At 65.5% G+C, this 16,196-nt stretch carries 11 protein-coding genes; 5 read left to right on the forward strand and 6 right to left on the reverse strand.

Going from position 1 to position 16,196, the window contains the following annotated elements; translation table 11 throughout:
* Positions 1-2 precede the first annotated feature (2 nt).
* The 4 genes from LMJ30_RS13815 to LMJ30_RS13830 all read left to right on the forward strand — a co-directional run bounded on the left by LMJ30_RS13815 (position 3) and on the right by LMJ30_RS13830 (position 7,865).
* Positions 3-2,702 carry a nitrate reductase gene (locus LMJ30_RS13815; protein WP_229432896.1) on the forward strand — a complete coding sequence of 900 codons (2,700 nt, stop codon included), beginning with the start codon at positions 3-5 and terminating at the stop codon, positions 2,700-2,702.
* Between the two features lie 89 nt (positions 2,703-2,791).
* Positions 2,792-3,892, forward strand: a complete 1,101-nt coding sequence (locus LMJ30_RS13820; RefSeq protein ID WP_229432897.1) for a DUF3667 domain-containing protein — start codon at positions 2,792-2,794, stop codon at positions 3,890-3,892.
* A gap of 178 nt (positions 3,893-4,070) precedes the next feature.
* Entirely contained in the window at positions 4,071-4,844 is a 774-nt protein-coding gene (locus tag LMJ30_RS13825) for a hypothetical protein (protein WP_229432898.1), read from the forward strand.
* 102 nt (positions 4,845-4,946) lie between these two features.
* On the forward strand, positions 4,947-7,865 hold the full coding sequence (locus LMJ30_RS13830) for a putative bifunctional diguanylate cyclase/phosphodiesterase (RefSeq protein ID WP_229432899.1): 2,919 nt from the start codon (positions 4,947-4,949) through the stop codon (positions 7,863-7,865).
* Positions 7,866-8,026: 161 nt separating this feature from the next.
* Here LMJ30_RS13830 and LMJ30_RS13835 read toward each other — a convergent pair whose 3' ends face one another.
* The 4 genes from LMJ30_RS13835 to LMJ30_RS13850 all read right to left on the reverse strand — a co-directional run bounded on the left by LMJ30_RS13835 (position 8,027) and on the right by LMJ30_RS13850 (position 11,699).
* On the reverse strand, positions 8,027-9,370 hold the full coding sequence (locus LMJ30_RS13835) for an erythromycin esterase family protein (protein WP_229432900.1): 1,344 nt from the start codon (positions 9,368-9,370) through the stop codon (positions 8,027-8,029).
* 9 nt (positions 9,371-9,379) lie between these two features.
* A complete protein-coding gene (locus LMJ30_RS13840) occupies positions 9,380-10,420 on the reverse strand; it encodes an SRPBCC family protein (RefSeq protein ID WP_229432901.1) in 1,041 nt (346 codons plus the stop codon).
* Between the two features lie 12 nt (positions 10,421-10,432).
* Entirely contained in the window at positions 10,433-11,125 is a 693-nt protein-coding gene (locus LMJ30_RS13845; protein WP_229432902.1) for a phosphoribosyltransferase, read from the reverse strand.
* A 97-nt stretch (positions 11,126-11,222) separates the two neighbouring features.
* A complete protein-coding gene (locus tag LMJ30_RS13850; RefSeq protein ID WP_229432903.1) occupies positions 11,223-11,699 on the reverse strand; it encodes an Hsp20/alpha crystallin family protein in 477 nt (158 codons plus the stop codon).
* Positions 11,700-11,920: 221 nt separating this feature from the next.
* Here LMJ30_RS13850 and LMJ30_RS13855 point away from each other — a divergent pair, with 221 nt between their 5' ends.
* Entirely contained in the window at positions 11,921-12,493 is a 573-nt protein-coding gene (locus LMJ30_RS13855; protein WP_229432904.1) for an HdeD family acid-resistance protein, read from the forward strand.
* A 759-nt stretch (positions 12,494-13,252) separates the two neighbouring features.
* On the opposite strand, the gene lon is transcribed toward LMJ30_RS13855, so the two are convergent.
* Entirely contained in the window at positions 13,253-15,679 is a 2,427-nt protein-coding gene (gene lon, locus LMJ30_RS13860) for an endopeptidase La (RefSeq protein ID WP_267869633.1), read from the reverse strand.
* Complete coding sequence (locus LMJ30_RS13865) at positions 15,676-16,092, reverse strand: Hsp20/alpha crystallin family protein (RefSeq protein WP_229432905.1); 417 nt, start codon at positions 16,090-16,092, stop codon at positions 15,676-15,678. The genes lon and LMJ30_RS13865 overlap by 4 nt, the downstream gene beginning before the upstream one ends.
* Positions 16,093-16,196 lie beyond the last annotated feature (104 nt).

A 16,196-nucleotide genomic window follows, 5' to 3' on the forward strand; every position in this document is an offset into this window, starting at 1 on the left:
CGATGAAGATTTCTCCCATTCCCCTTGCGGTGCGCACCACCTGCGCCTACTGCGGCGTCGGCTGCGGCGTGCAGGCGACACCGCAGGCCGACGGCGGCATCCTCATCGACGGCGATCCTTCGCATCCCGCCAATAAAGGCAAGCTGTGCGTCAAGGGCTCGGCGCTTGGCGACACGCTGGACCTCCGGGGGCGATTGCTGCATCCGCAACTGCGCGGCGACGGCGGCATGCGCCAGGCATCGTGGGACGAGGCGCTGGAACGGGTCGCGCGGGGCTTTGGCGAGATCATCGCCGAGCACGGGCCGGGCGCGGTGGCGCTGTACGTGTCCGGCCAGCTGCTGACCGAAGACTACTACGTGGCCAACAAGCTGGTGAAGGGGTATATCGGGACCGCCAACATCGACACCAATTCGCGCCTGTGCATGTCGTCGTCGGTGGCCGGCCACAAGCGCGCCTTCGGCGCCGACGTGGTGCCGGGCTGCTATGAGGACTTCGACATGGCCGACATGGTGGTGCTGGCCGGTTCGAACGCGGCATGGTGCCATCCGGTGCTGTTCCAGCGTATCGCCAGGCTGAAGGAACGCCGGCCGGAAGTGATGGTGGTGGTGGTCGACCCGCGCCGCACCGCCACCTGCGAGCTGGCTGACCTGCACCTGCCGGTCAGGCCTGGCACCGACGTGTGGCTGTTCAACGGACTGCTCAGCTACCTCGCCCGCGAAGGCGCGATGGACGCGGCCTATGTCGGGAGCCGTACCACCGGCATGGCCGCCGCGCTCGCGGTCGCCAACATCGATTGCGCCGACCCGATGGAGGTGGCGCGCGTTTGCCGCGTCGAGCCGGCCAAGCTGCTGGCCTTTTACCGCGCGTTCGCGGCCACCGGCAAAGTTGTCACCGCCTATTCGCAGGGCGTCAACCAGTCGTCGGCCGGCACCGACAAGGTGAACAGCATCATCAACTGCCACCTCGCCACGGGCCGCATCGGCAAGCCTGGCATGGGACCGTTTTCGCTGACTGGCCAGCCCAATGCGATGGGCGGGCGCGAAGTGGGCGGACTGGCCAATATGCTGGCGGCGCACATGGAGCTCGACAACCAGGAGCACCGCGAGCTGGTGCAACGCTTCTGGAATTCGCCGCGCATCGCCGACAAGCCGGGCCTGAAAGCGGTCGACCTGTTCCACGCGGTCGAACAGGGCAAGGTCAAGGCGGTGTGGATTATCGGGACCAATCCGATGGTCAGCCTGCCGGACGCGAACCAGGTCCAGCGTGCGCTGGAAAAGTGCGCGCTGGTGGTGGTCTCGGACATCATGGCCAGCACCGACACGACCGCGTTCGCCGATGTACTGCTGCCGGCGCTCGGCTGGGGCGAGAAGGACGGCACCGTGACCAATTCGGAGCGCTGCATCTCGCGCCAGCGCGCATTCTTGCCGGCGCCCGGCGAGGCGAGGGCGGACTGGAAGATCATCTGCCAGGTCGCACAGCGCATGGGCTTCGATGGCTTCGGCTTTGGCGCGGCGCACGAGATATTCGACGAGCATGCGCGCCTGTCCAGCTGGCGCAACGGAACGGGGGAGGGCTGCGTCAGGCGCATGTTCGACCTCGATGGCCTTGCCGGCCTCGGTGCGCACGGGTACGACACGCTTGAACCCGTGCAGTGGCCGGTGCGGCGCGGCCCCACTGGCGCGGCCGAGGGAACCAGGCGCATCGAATGCGGCGGCAGGTTTGTGCCGACGGCGCCGCGCGCGCCCGTGCACGCAGCCAGCGCCGAGTATCCGCTGGCCTTGAATACCGGGCGCGTACGCGACCAGTGGCATACGATGACGCGCACCGGCAAGGCGCCGCGGCTGGCCGGCCACGTAGCCGAAGCCTTCGTCGACCTGCATCCGCACGACGCGCTGCTGTATGGGGTGCGCGAAGGCGAACTGGCGCGCGTGACAAGCGCCTGGGGCTCGCTGGTCGCGCGCGTGCAGCATGGTGGGGGCATCACGCGCGGATCGGTGTTCGTGCCGATCCACTGGAACGGGCAGACCGCGTCGGACGCGCGGGTCGGAGCCCTGGTCAGCCCGGCGGTCGATCCGGTATCGGGCGAGCCGGAGTTCAAGCACACGCCGGTGCGGGTAGAGCACTTCGGGGTCTCATGGCACGGCTTTGTGCTGACGCGCCGCGCGCTTGCGCTCGATGGCATCGCGCACTGGACGCGGGTGCAGGGCAGCGGGTTTGCGCGCTACGAACTGGCGGGCCGCAACGCGGCGGCCGCGCGCGGCGACTGGGCGCGCGCGTTGCTCGGCGTCGGCGAGGGCGAGGACTGGCTGGAGTACGAGGACAATGCCGGCGGCGTGTACCGCGCGGTCCACCTGGTGGACGACCGGATCGAACAGTGCGTGTTCGTGTCAAAGCGGCCGGACCTGCCATCGCGCGCATGGCTGTCGGGCCTGTTCGACCTCGACACGATCGCATCCGATGAGCGCGCCGGCCTGCTGGCCGGCGGCTGGCTGGGTAAATCGGCCGATGCGGGGCCCACGGTGTGCGCCTGCTTCGGTGTCGGCCTCAACACCTTGTGCGCGGCGATCCGCGCACGCAAGCTGACGGAAGTGAGCGAGGTGACGGCCTGCCTGAAGGCGGGCGGCAACTGCGGCTCCTGCGTGCCAGAAATTAAGACACTGCTGGCCGAGGCCAGGGTGGCCGAGTTCATGCAGGCGGGGTAGGGGCCTGAAAGCCGTTTATCCGGCAGGGTGGAAATGCTACTATCTCAGCCTAAAAAAAACGGGCTAGAGCCCTTCCACCTGGGACCAGTATGAATGCAGACATCGAAACGGCCGGCGCCATGGTAACGGCCGGGCTGGCAGCACACGAGATCGACCACGGCGCCGCAGCGGCCGCGCCGGCAAACCACGGGGCCGCATGCGCCAATTGCGCGGCGCCGCTGGTAGGCAGTTTCTGCCATGCCTGCGGCCAGCGCAGCCACCTGCACCGTTCACTCGCGCACCTGGGGGAAGAAGTCCTGCACGGCGTCCTTCATTTCGACGCCAAGGCGTGGCGCACCTTGCCGCTGCTGGTGGCCAAACCGGGCGAACTGACCCGGCGTTACATCGACGGCCAGCGCACCCGCTTCGTATCGCCGCTCGCCCTGTTCCTCTTCATGATCTTCTTCCTGTTCTTCATTGGCTCCTACTTCGGCAAAGGCAATGTCAACATCGGCAACAATGAGAATGTGGAGCAGGCACGTGCTGAAGTGACGGCAGATACGGCCAAGGCGCGGGCCGCGTTGGCGAAGGCGGAAGCGGCGCTGGCTGCGGCAAAGCGCGCCGGCTCCGACACGAGCGGCCCGGAAGCGGACATCGAGGAGGCGCGCGACGACCTCGCCGCCCTGGCGATGGCTGCGAACGCGGTAGGGCTGGCCAAAGACACGCAGGAGCTCAGCGCGCACACACGCGCTGGCGCCACCGGCCCGTCGATCGATTTCAAGAGCGACATCGATTTTATCGATACCGCCGTCGAGCACGCGACCAAAAACCCGGAACTGACCATCTACAAGCTGAAGAATACAGCCTACAAGTTCTCTTTCCTGCTGGTGCCGATCTCGCTGCCTTTCCTGTGGCTGATGTTTTTCTGGAAGCCGGGCCTCACGATGTATGACCACGCCGTGTTTTCACTGTACTCGCTGTCATTCATGTCGCTATTGTTCGCGGTGCTGTTCGTGCTCAAGTTCGCGGGCTTGCCGGGCGTGGTGGCGTTTATGCTGTTCACGGTGCCGCCGGTCCACATGTTCTTGCAGTTGCGCGCCGCCTATGGCCTGACATGGGGCAGCACGCTGTGGCGTACCGTGGTGCTGCAAACCGTGGCGGCGACCGTGTTCCTGTTGTACCTCGCGCTGATTATTTTCCTTAGCATGTAGGCAACTTGCAGTGCATTTCCTTGCAGATTTTATTGATTCCTTAATGCAACATTGCAAAATGAGTAGACGTTCGATAAACAGAAGGGGAAAAGCCTGTCTTCTTGTAGTTTAGAAATCATCGCAAGGCTTGATAATTCATAAACGCCTTTCCCATTTATGAATTATTAGGAGCATCGCCATGGAGCACACCCCAACCGTTTCTTCCCGCCCATTGGGCTTTGCTGTCGAAGCTCCGGTGGCGATGAAAAGCGAGCGCCTGCCGTTCACCATCAAGCGTGTACAGACCGAGGAAGACCTGATGAAGGCGGTCAAGATCCGTCACGCGGCCTACGCCCGCCATCTTCCCGAGTTTGCCCTCAGCCTGGCCGAGCCGGAAGAGTGCGACTTCGACAGCGACTCGGTGGTGCTGCTGGCCGAATCGAAGCTCGACGGCTCGCCAATCGGCAGCGCGCGCATCCAGACCAACTTCCACCAGCCACTGCATGTCGAAGAGTCGGTCGAGCTGCCCTTGTGGCTGATGACCCGCCGGCTGGCGGAAGTCACCCGCCTGGGCATCGACGAAGGCCGCATCGGCCGCCTGGTGAAAGTGGCGCTGATCAAGGCCTGCTTCGAATATTGCGAACAGAACAAGGTGGAGTGGGCGGTGGTGACCGGCCGTACGCCGATCGACCGCCAGTACGAACAGCTGTTGTTTTCGGACGTGTTTCCGAACCGTGAACTGATCCCGCTGCGCCATGTGGGCAATATGCCGCACCGCGTGATGGCGTTTGAAATCGAAACCGGCGAAGAACGCTGGACCGCGGCCAAGCACCCGCTGCTGGGCTTTTTCCGCCACACCCGCCATGCCGACATCGACATCGGCGCGCCTGCCGCCCCGCAGTACCAACGCATGTCGGGACCGTTAGTTACGGCGCCTTCAGCTCATGCGGTAACCGATAGTATCTTTGCGTAAAGATTTGCATGACGGTACATGATTGAACATGTATCCTTGTAGGAATATTACCCGTGCCCCGTTTAGAATGGCGGCGGTTAACCTGCAGTTGGATAAAAGTACATGTCAATGCCGTCATTCTCTCTACGCAGCATCATTCCGAGGCGCGCCCAGCGGTCGCTCGAATGGGCGCTGCGCGCCATGTCCTTATATGTGGTGCCGTTGGGGATAGTGCTGTTGTCGCTGGTTGCCCTGTTTTCGTGGGACAGCCACTACACCGTGCGCGACGACAAGGTACTCCACATGCGCGTGCTGCCCGAGACGGCCGCGCCGCTGACCCCGGCCCAGGCCGTCGCCGCGCTCAAGGACAAACCCCTGGTCACCTTCAGCGACACCAAGCTGTCGGAAAAGCCGCGCTGGTTCAGTTTTGACACGCTGGCGGCCGACGGCGACGTGCCGGTCGTAGAATTCCCCTCGCGCCATTCGATCGACCTCGCTTGCTGGGACGCGGTTTCGCTGAGCCCGCTCGGCCAGTCGACCCGCAGCCGTTCCGACGGCGCGATGTCGCCGGTGAAATCCGGATTCGCCCTCGCGCTCGACAATACACCTTCCCAGATCCTGTGCCGCGGCAGCTTTGTCGGCCCGGCCCGCCTGACCGTGCTGCAATGGCCCGCGGACCAGTTAAGCCGTTCTGTCGAGCAGTATCACCGCAAGTCGGGCCTGCTCGACGGCGGCATGATCGTGCTGACCTTGTTCGTGCTCACCACCGCGCTGATCAACCGCCAGGGCCTGTATGTGCTGTTCGCCGGCTGGCTGATCATGAACCTGCGCGTCGGCGCGCTGTCGGCCGGCTGGGATACTCAATGGCTGGGACAGGTCGTGCCGGCTGAATGGCTGTTGCTGAGCCGGTCGGTATCGATTGCGCTGTATGCCGTCGCCACGCTGACCTTGTACCAGACTTTGTTCCGCAAGGATCTTGCGCGCTCGCGGTTTGTCGGCCCGCTGCAGGTAATGGAATGGATGAGCGTGCCGCTGCTGATCGCCGCATTCGTTATGCCGTACAGCATGTTCCTGCCGCTGATGTGGGCAGTGACCGGCTTTGGCCTGCTGTGGATGACGATGGGGCTGGTCAGCATCATTCTCCAGTCGCACACCCGGGTGGCGTTCTGGTTCGCCGCCTCGTTCGCGGTGACCTTCCTGTCCGGCTTCGCCGAGCTGATCTCGGCTGCGCTGGGCATGCGCGAAGTGCTGGGCGTGGTCAACAGCGTCACCGCCGCGCTGGCGTCCAGCCTGCTGGCGGCGCTGGCCGTGGCCGAACAAATGCGCCTGGAGACGGAAAAACGCATTGCCGCCCAGGCCGAATTGCAGCACGCGTACGAAGCGATGCCGGTCGGTCTGTTCACGCTCGACGTGTATGGCCAGTTCCTCAGCGCCAATCCGGCAGTCAACAAGATGCTGGAGATGGACGTGGTCCCGGGCCGCACCCGCTGGAAACAATTCTTTGCCGAAGAGGTATGGCGCCAGTTGCACGACCAGGTGCACAGCGCCGCCGACGCCGAGCTGGAGATCCAGAACCGCGACGGGACACGCCGCTTCCTGGTGCGCGCGACCCTGGCGCGCAGCCGCATCGAAGGCGTGCTGCAAGATATTACCGAGCAGGCCAAGGCGACCGAGCAGCTGCAGTTCATGGCCAATAACGACCCGCTGACCAAAGTGTTCAACCGCCGCGGCATCGAGCGCATGTTCGACACGGCCGCCGTGCAGCTGGCCGGCGGCAAGCCGCTGGCCCTGGCCTACCTCGACCTCGACCGCTTCAAGCTGATCAATGACCTGTTCGGCCACAGCGCCGGCGACGAAGTGCTCAAGCAAGTGTGCCAACGCATTTCGATGATGCTGGCGGGCGGCCAGCAGGTCGGCCGGGTGGGCGGCGACGAGTTTGTGATCGTCATGCCGGACACCACGATCCCGCTGGCGTCGCTGATCTGCCGCGGCATTGTCGACCGCATCAGCGCCACACCGTACCGGGTCGGCGACAAGGCCTTCCACGTGCGCGGCTCGATCGGCCTGATCGAAGTGAGCCGCGGCATGCCGATGAAGGACGCCATCTCGACCGCCGACCGCGCCTGCCGCGAAGCGAAGGGCGGCCATTCCGATGGCCTGGTGGTGTATGAACGCAATGCCTCGGCCTTCCATGAGCGCGAGGCCGAGCTGAACCTGGTGGCGCGCCTGGCTGCGCCGAACGCGACCGACGGGATGTTCCTCGAAATGCAGCCGATCATGTCGCTGAAGACGCCGACTGCCTCGCTGAACTTCGAAGTGCTGCTGCGCATGCGCGACGCCAGCGGCAAGGTCATGCCGGCCGGCCCGGTCATTTCGGCGGCCGAGAAAAGCGGCCGCGCCGGGGTGATCGACCGCTGGGTGCTGGCCACGACGCTGGCCTGGATTGCGCAGAACGCGCAATCGCTGACGAACACCCAGTTCGTCTGCATGAACCTGAGCGGCGCGTCGCTGAACGACGAAAGCTTTGTGCAGGACACGTTCGAAATCCTGGCGCGCTATGTCCACGTGGCCAACAAGCTGTGCATGGAGATCACGGAAAGCGTCGCCCTGCATGATCTCGACAACACCCGCCGCTTCATCGACCAGGTCCGCAATTTCGGCGTCAAGGTGGCGCTGGACGACTTCGGCGCGGGCTACACCTCGTTCTCGTACCTGAAGGAACTGCCGGCCGACGTGCTGAAAATCGACGGCAACTTCATCGTCAACATCAACGAGCACCCGGCCAATGTGGCGATCGTCGAAGCGATCGTCAACCTGGCGGTCAATCTTGGCATGAAGACGATCGCGGAATGGGCGGAAGACAGCGCCACGGTGCAGACGCTGGCCGACATCGGCGTCGACTACGTGCAAGGCTACGCGATCGCGCGCTCGATGGCGCCCGAAAAGCTGCTGGCCGGCCACTCGTCGGCAGCCTTCATTGTCGACGAGGACGTCGCCACCCTGGTCGCCTCGCTCGGCAAGCCCCGCTCGATGGTCGCGTAAAACCGAAAACCGGCCCGGCAGGGTGGAAGAACCCGAAGGGCGACATCCACCGAATGCGTGAAACTGGCCCGCCACCATCGGTAGGGCGGATAAGGCCGAAGGCCGCATCCGCCGTGCTCCGCCACTGGAGCGCGGCCGCCGCGCAACGCTCCCGCCCCCGCTCAAACCCCGGCCGGGAAGGTCTCAGGCGCCTCGCCGCCGGTCGGCTTGCTGACCTCCTCAAGCGGCACCACGGCCGAGGTCCGGTCGACATGAATCATCGCATCGAACTGCTGGGGCAGTTGCGCATGGAAATAATGGCTCTGCCGCTCGGTTTGCGGCAGGTAAAGCACGCCGATGGCCCTTTGCAGCCTGCGGTCCATCAGAGCATTGCGCACCTCGCCCTCCTTGCGAAGGTCCAGCAAAAAGCGCTCCATGCCCACCTCGTGGAACAGGGACTCATAACTCTCCGCAAGCGCCGGCCTGACCTGCTTGCGCTCGGCGCGCCCGCCCCATTCGGATGCCGCGGTCACCGTGCCGTCGTAGGTCGAGAATCCGACCAGCCGCGTCTGGTCGCCGTAGCGTTCACGCGCCAGCTGGCCCACATTCCATTCGCCAAGCCGCCCAACTTCGGTAGCGCGGGCGTCGCCGATATGCGAGTTGTGTTCCCACACCACGACCTTTGCCTGGGTTCCGGTCCGCGCCCCGACATGCTGGACCAGCGCATCGAGCGTGTCGGCCATGTGCTGGTCGCGCAGGTTCCATGAGGACACGCGCCCGCGGAACATGGTGCGGTAGTAAGCCTCGGCGTTGATCACCAGCCGGGCGTTCTGTTGCGCGTAGAAGTATGCGTCGTGCGCATTGGCCGTGTCGCGCTGCATGTATTCGAGCGCGCGCTGCTGCAGCGCCTGGAGCTGGGCGATCACGGCGCTCTCGCACGATTCGGACACGCCGATGCCCGCGGCGTAAGCATAGCGTTCGCTGTCATCCTGGTAGTGGTCGAAGCAGGCATAGCGCGCCTTGGCCGCCGCCGCGCCTGCAGGGTCGACCTGTTCAAGGTAGCGCAGCACCTCATCCATGGAGGTGAACAGGCTGTACAGGTCCAGGCCGTAGAATCCCACCTTGTCGTCCGGTTCGAGCCCGTCATTATATGAACGCAGCCAGGTCACGAAATTGACGACGTCGGTATTGCGCCACATCCAGCTGGGAAAGCGCTGGAACCCCAGCAGCGCCTGCACCGCGTCGGTGTCGTCGCCCTGGTCGCGGACAAAGCGGTTGACCCGGTAGGCGTCGGGCCAGTCGGCCTCGACGGCAACGGCGTTGAAGCCTTGTTCGAGGATCAGGCGCTGGGTGATGCGCGCCCGTTCCTCGTAGAACTCATGGGTGCCGTGGGTCGCTTCGCCGATCAGCACGTAGTTGGCGTCGCCCACCATGTCGAGCAGCGGCGTGTAGTCGCCCGCCCCGCCGGTGAGCGGGTGGGCGGCTTTTGCGATCGCTGCAGCCAGGGAAGATGCCCGGTGCAACATGGCTGGTTCCTAGTGCAGGAACCTGCCGTGCGAGCTGCCTTCGCGCGCCGCACCGGACGGGATGGCGCCGCGCTCGATCACGGCTTTCATGCGCGCCAGGTCTTCTTCCATGCGGCGCTCGGGATCGCTGCCGATCATGGCCGCAAGGCCATGGCCGATGGCGCCGGCAGGCGGCACGTAGGACATGCGCACCGTCACGCGGGTACCGCCGCGCGAGGGCTGGAACTCGACCGAGCCGGATTGCTCGATTTCCGCGCCCGGTTCGCTGCGCCAGGCCAGCCGGCGCGGGCGCGACTGTTCGGTCAGCACCGAGTTGAAGCGGAATTCGGTGCCGGCCGGGCCCCGCACCACCCAGTGCGAGCGGCGGTTGCCGAGGTCGCGCACTTCCACGACGTTGGACATGAAGTGCGGGAAGTTCTCGTAGTTGCTCCACAGCTCGTACACCTTGTCGGGCGAGGCGTCGATGTGGATCGTGCGCGTGACGTCGACCATCCGGTGGCGTCCGCCGACAAGCTGGGCCAGCGGGCGGTTGCTGGCGCCCCGGGTCAGCAGCGTGAGGCCGGCCAAGCCGGCCAGGATCGCCATGGGAGAGCGCGAGGCCAGCGCATACAGGCCCAGCGCGCCGCCGCCCAGGACCGCGGCGCTGCGGGTGCTGGTCGACCAGGGGCCACGGGTGGCCTCCAGCAGCGGTTCGATCGCGTGGCTGGCCGCGTCGCTGGCGCGGTACATCGAATCGCGTAGCGCCGATTCGGCGGAGTGCAGGGCGTCGGCGGCGCGGTCGGCCATCTGGTGGCCGGTCTCGGCGGTACGCTGGGCCAGGTCCGATGCATAGCTGCGGCTGCTGTCGTAGCTCGGGCCTTCCCCGATGCTGCGCACCACGCGCTCGAAAGCGTCGCCGGTCTGCTTGCCCAGTTCGCGAAGTTTCTCGCCGGATTGTGCACGGCGCGGTGCGCCGCGGTCCGGGTCGAGCATGTACATCACCAATGCGCCCACGGCGGCGCTGCCCAGCCACTTGCCCCACTCGATGTTCTGGTCAGTCAGTTGCCTCATGCTGTTCTCCTGTTATGGGTTATTCATGGATGCCGGCGCAGCCGTGTCCGGGTGTTCTCGCCAGGCAAGAGCCAACAGGTCCTGGACCTCCTCGTCGCTGGTCTGGCCGAAGTCGCGGTACCACTGGCTGACTGCTGAGAAGAAAGGCGGCCTGCTCAGGCAGACCAGCTCATCCACTTCGCGTTCCAGGGCGTTGCAAGTGTCCGGCGCACCGACGGGTACGGCGACGACTACGCGTGCTGCACCAAGTTTATGCGCGATCTCGATTGCAGCGCGCATGGTTGAACCCGTGGCCAGGCCGTCGTCGACCAGCAGGGCAATGCGGCCGCGCAGTTGCAATGGTGCGCGCGCGCCCCGGTACTGGCGCTCGCGCCGCTCGATCTCCTTCAGTTCGCGCGCGCTGATGGCTGCTATCGCGGGAGCCGGCACGCCATACTCATCGACCACGTCTTCCTGCAGGACGCGCACGCCGCCCGCGCCGATTGCGCCGATGGCGAATTCCTCGTGCCCCGGCATGCCCAGCTTGCGGACGATCAGGATGTCGAGCGCCAGGCCGAGCTGGCGGGCCACCGCAAAGCCGACCGGCACCCCGCCGCGCGGCAGGGCCAGCACGATCGCGCGCGGATCATGCGCGTACACCGACAGGGCCTTGGCCAGCATCTTTCCCGCATGGGTACGATCCTTGAATTCGTAGGTGCTGTGCATCGCATTCCCCCTGCGGGCGGCGCAGCTGCCGCCCGCAAAGACGCCACGGCACTGCGCAAGCAGGAGGTCCTGCCTGCGCATGCGCCGCGGTCGCCGTTTACTGCACCGTCAGCCGGGTAGCGGCCCCGGCCTGCTTCTTCGGCAGGGACAGGGTGAGCATGCCGTTTTCCAGGTGGGCCTGGGCGGCTGCCTCGTCGACGTCGGTGGGCAGGCTGAAGGAACGCATGTACCTGCGCGCGCTATGCTCGGAATAGACGACGTTCTCGCCCTCGCGTTGTTCGGTGTCGCGCTTGCTTTCCGCTTCGATGGTGACGCGCTGGTTTTCAACGGATACCTTGACGTCCTCTTTTTTCACGCCGGGCATTTCAGCTTCGATCTCGAAGGACTTTTCGGTTTCGCGCACGTTGATGCGCGGGGTGGCAACGCCTTCGCCCGCCCACTGGGACAGTTGCTGCCCCGTTGTGAACGGCGCGAACATGTCTTCTACCATGCTCTCGACCATGCGGCCAAACGGGTCGTCGAGCGCGCGCGGGCGATAGGTTGCCAATGATGATGGACGACGGATGAGGTTCATTGTTCAACTCCCGGGTAACTAGTCAGTTGATGAAAATGCGTGGGCAAGGAAGTCCACGCTCCTACTCAATTTATAGGCCGCGCGCGGCAAAATTCAAGCGAACCGGGCCGCTTTAAATCGCCAGCATCGGCAGGGCCTTTGACCGGGAGCAGGGAAGGCCGGATTGACCGGGTCAAGCGCGGGCTGGCGCGGTCAAAACCCATCATTTGAAGGAGGACCCAATGAACGAGACCCTGATGCGCTCGTGGTGGATGCTGGCCCTGCGCGGCGTGATCGCGATTGCCTTCGGCGTGCTCGCGATCCTGTTTCCGGTGGTGACGCTGGGCTGGCTGGTCGCCCTGTTTACCGCCTTCGCGCTGCTGTCGGGCGCGATCTGGATCTTTGGCGCGGCGCGCAACCGGAAAACGGATGAGCAGTGGTGGGTGCTGCTCCTGCTTGGCCTCGTCAGCGTCGGGGCCGGTACAGTCGCGGCCCTGCATCCGGCGCTGACGCTGCTGGTGCTGATCCTGCTGATCGGCGCGAATGCTTTGGTGACTGGCGTGCTCGATATTGTCGTCGCGGTGCGCATGCGCAAGCAGATCGAGGGCGAGTGGCTGCTGATTGCCAGCGGCGTAGCGTCGATTGTGTTCGGGGTGATCGTGTTCCTGTTCCCGGTCGGCATCGGCGGGTTGGCCATCGTGTGGATGATCAGCCTGTATGCGCTTGTCACCGGCACGCTGATGCTTGCGCTGGCGTGGCGCGTGCGCGCGTGGGCGCGGCTCGGGGAAGGGGGCGGCAGGCCTGCGGCGGTGTAGCTTGCTGCCGCTGGTAGCTGTGCGCTGGGGGCGATGCCACCGTGAAGACGTCATCACCACCACCGTCGAGCCCGCGAAGGCGGGCACCCATGCGTGCGACGACCAACCGGGCAGCGGCTGGGGCCGCTAAGCTGACGGGGAATAGATTCCCGCTTTCGCGGGAACGACAAGGCGCACTTTAACGGGACATCGCCTTTTTTATTCCACTGCCGCGGCCGCAATCGGTATGCCGATCGCTTAAGATCATCACCGTCGTGCCCGCGAAGGCGGGCACCCATGCGTGCGACGACCGACCGGGCAGCGGCTGGGGCCGCTAAGCTGACGGGGAATAGATTCCCGCTTTCGCGGGAACGACAAGGCGCACTTTAACGGGACATCGCCTTTTTTATTCCACTGCCGCGGCTGCAATCGGTATGCCGATCGCTTAAGATCACCACCGTCGTGCCCGCGAAGGCGGGCACCCATGCGTGCGACGACCAACCGGGCAGCGGCTGGGGCCGCTAAGCTGACGGGGAATAGATTCCCGCTTTCGCGGGAACGACAAGGCGCACTTTAACGGGACATCGCCTTTTTTATTCCACTGCCGCGGCTGCAATCGGTATGCCGATCGCTTAAGATCATCACCGTCGTGCCCGCGAAGGCGGGCACCCATGCGTGCGACGACCAACCGGGCAGCGGCTGGGGCCGCTAAGCTGACGGGGAATAGATTCCCGCTTTCGCGGGAACGACAAGGCGCACTTTAACGGGACATCGCCTTTTTTATTCCGCTGCCGCGGCCGCAATCGGTATGCCGATCGCTTCCGCAACCGCGTCGTCCACCGTTTCAAGCCAGACGAAGCGCAGCCGTGCCCGCGCGTCTTCCGGGATCTCGTCCAGCTCCTTCTGGTTGCGCGCCGGTAGCATGACCGTGCTGATGCCTGCCCGGACCGCGGCCAGCACCTTTTCCTTGATGCCGCCCACTGGCAGGACCAGCCCGCGCAGGCTGATTTCGCCCGTCATGGCGCGGTCGCTGCGCACCGGCGTGCCGCGCGCCAGCGAGGCCAGCGCGACGTACATGGCCACGCCCGCGCTGGGGCCGTCCTTGGGTATGGCGCCGGCAGGCACGTGCACGTGCACGTCGCTGCGGCGGAACAGGTCGCTGGCAATGCCCAGCGCGGCGCTGTGCGCCTTGATCAGCGTGAGCGCCGCCTGCGCGCTTTCTTTCATGACCTCGCCCAGCTGCCCGGTCAGGATCAGCCTGCCTGTGCCGGGCACCCGGCTCGCTTCGACAAACAGGATGTCGCCCCCAACCGCTGTCCACGCCAGGCCGGTCGCGACGCCAGGAAGGCTGGTGCGCATGGCCAGTTCGCTTTCGAACTTGCGCGGGCCGAGGATCGCCGCAAGGTCGGCGGCGCCGATCTCGATGCGCGCCGTGTCGCCTTCGGCGATGCGCATCGCGGCATGGCGGAAGGTGCTGCCGATTTCGCGTTCGAGGTTGCGCACGCCGGCTTCGCGGGTATAGCCGTCGATGATGGCGCCGATGGCGTCAGCGCTGATGCCCACTTGTTCGCCGCGCAGCCCGTTTGCTTCGAGCTGGCGCGGCACCAGGTAGCGCTGGGCAATCTGGGCTTTTTCTTCGTTGGTATAGCCGGGCAGCGAGATGACTTCCATGCGGTCGCGCAAGGGGCCGGGAATGGCGTCGGGCATGTTCGCGGTGCAGATGAACAGCACGGTCGACAGGTCGAACGGGACCGCAAGATAGTTGTCGCGGAAGGTACTGTTCTGTTCGGGGTCGAGCACTTCCAGCATCGCCGCCGCCGGGTCGCCATGGAAGCCTGTGCCCAGCTTGTCCACTTCGTCGAGCATCATCACGCAATTGCGCGCGCCGGCCTTGCGGATGCCCTGGATGATATTGCCGGGCAGGGCGCCGACGTAGGTGCGGCGGTGGCCGCGGATTTCCGCTTCGTCGTGGGTGCCGCCCAGGCTGACCCGCACGAACTTGCGTCCGGTGGCGCGGGCGATGCTCTGGCCGAGCGAGGTCTTGCCCACGCCGGGCGGGCCGACGAAGCACAGGATCGGGCTTTTGCCGTGCGGGTTGAGCTTGCGCACGGCAAGGTATTCGAGGATGCGCCGCTTGACTTTGTCGAGGCCGAAATGGTCCTCGTCCAGGATGCGGCGCGCTTCGCCGATCTGGATGTCCCCGGTGTCCTGCACGGTCCACGGCAGTTCGGCCAGCCATTCGAGATAGGTGCGCAGCATCGAATATTCCATCGACGCGTCCGCCATTTTTTCAAGCCGGCGCAGCTCCTTGCGCACATGGGTGTCGATGTCGGGCGGCAGCCTGGCCTTTGCAAGCGCTTCCTTCAGTTCGTCGAGGTCGCCCCGGCCTTCGGTGCTGTCGCCCAGCGCGTCCTGGATGGTCTTGAGCTGTTCGCGCAGCAGGAATTCGCGCTGGCGCTCGTCCATCCTTTCCTTGGTTTGCTGGTCGATCTGCTGCGACAGGCGCAGGATTTCAATCCGGTGCACCAGCATGCCGAGCACCTTTTCAAGCCGGCGCGCCAGGTCGATGGTTTCCAGCACCTGCTGCTTTTCTTCCGGCGGGATATCCATCAGCCCGGCGATAAAGTCGGCGAAGGCGGTCGCCGAGCTCATGCCCTGGACCGAGCGCGCGAGTTCGGCCGGCACCTGCGGCAGCAGGCCCAGGATTTCGTCGGCGCGCTGCTTCAGCTGGACCAGCATGGCCTGGATTTCCGGCCGGGACTCATCGGCCTCGGGCAGCAGCTGCACGCGCGCGGCATAGAAGGGGTAGCCGTCGAGAAATTCGATGACCCGGAAGCGCTGCTGGCCCTGGCATACGATGTGGTGGCTGTTTTCCTGCGCGGTGACATAGCGCACGATGCTGGCGACCGTGCCGATTCCATACAGCTGGTCCGGGCGCGGCGCATCGCTGGCGGCCTCGCGCTGCAGCAGCACGCCGACCGGGCGCTCGCTGCGCGCGGCTTCCTGCGCCGCCGCAATCGACCGCTGGCGCCCGATGCTGATGGGGGCAACCAGGCCGGGAAACAGCACCATGTTACGCACCGGAATAAGGATCAGGCCATCGGGTGGCAGCTGGATGCGGCCAGCCGCTTCGCCTGGCGCCGCGCCCGGCGCAGGCTCGCCTGCGGCCTCGCCGGATGGCAGCACTTGTTCGAGGCCGGTGCTCATGCGGGTTCCCCGGTTTTGTCCAGCACCAGGGTCAGGCAGCCGTCGGCAAGCGAACGCGCGTGCACGCGCAGACCGGGCGCAGGCAGTTCAATGCGGCGCTCGAACCGTCCGTAAGGTATTTCCACGCTGCGGATGTGCGCGCCCTGGCCGATATCGGGCATGGCGCGCTGGCCGCGCACGGTCAGCACGGCGCCGTCGAGCACAATCGACAGCTGCGCGGCGCCCACGCCAGGCAGCGCGGCAAAAACGACGAATTGCTGCGCGGTTTCGAAAATGTCGACCGGCGGCTCCCACACGGGCCCGCCCGGGCACTGCGCGCCCAGCTGGAAGAACTGGCGCTGCATGCGGTCGGCGCGCTCGAGCACGTCGAGCGCTTCGCTCCACATCCACACGGTAGGGTCGCGTAGCTTCATAGCCGGGTCCAGTCGCTGTGCTGACTGGTTGGACCAACCGGCCGGGGGTTTGTTCAGTTTTGCGGCTGCTTGAACTGCGGGTCCGCCGGTTGAGGCGCCGCCCG

The organism is Massilia agrisoli (genome assembly GCF_020831365.1).
Taxonomy (GTDB): domain Bacteria; phylum Pseudomonadota; class Gammaproteobacteria; order Burkholderiales; family Burkholderiaceae_D; genus Telluria_A; species Telluria_A agrisoli.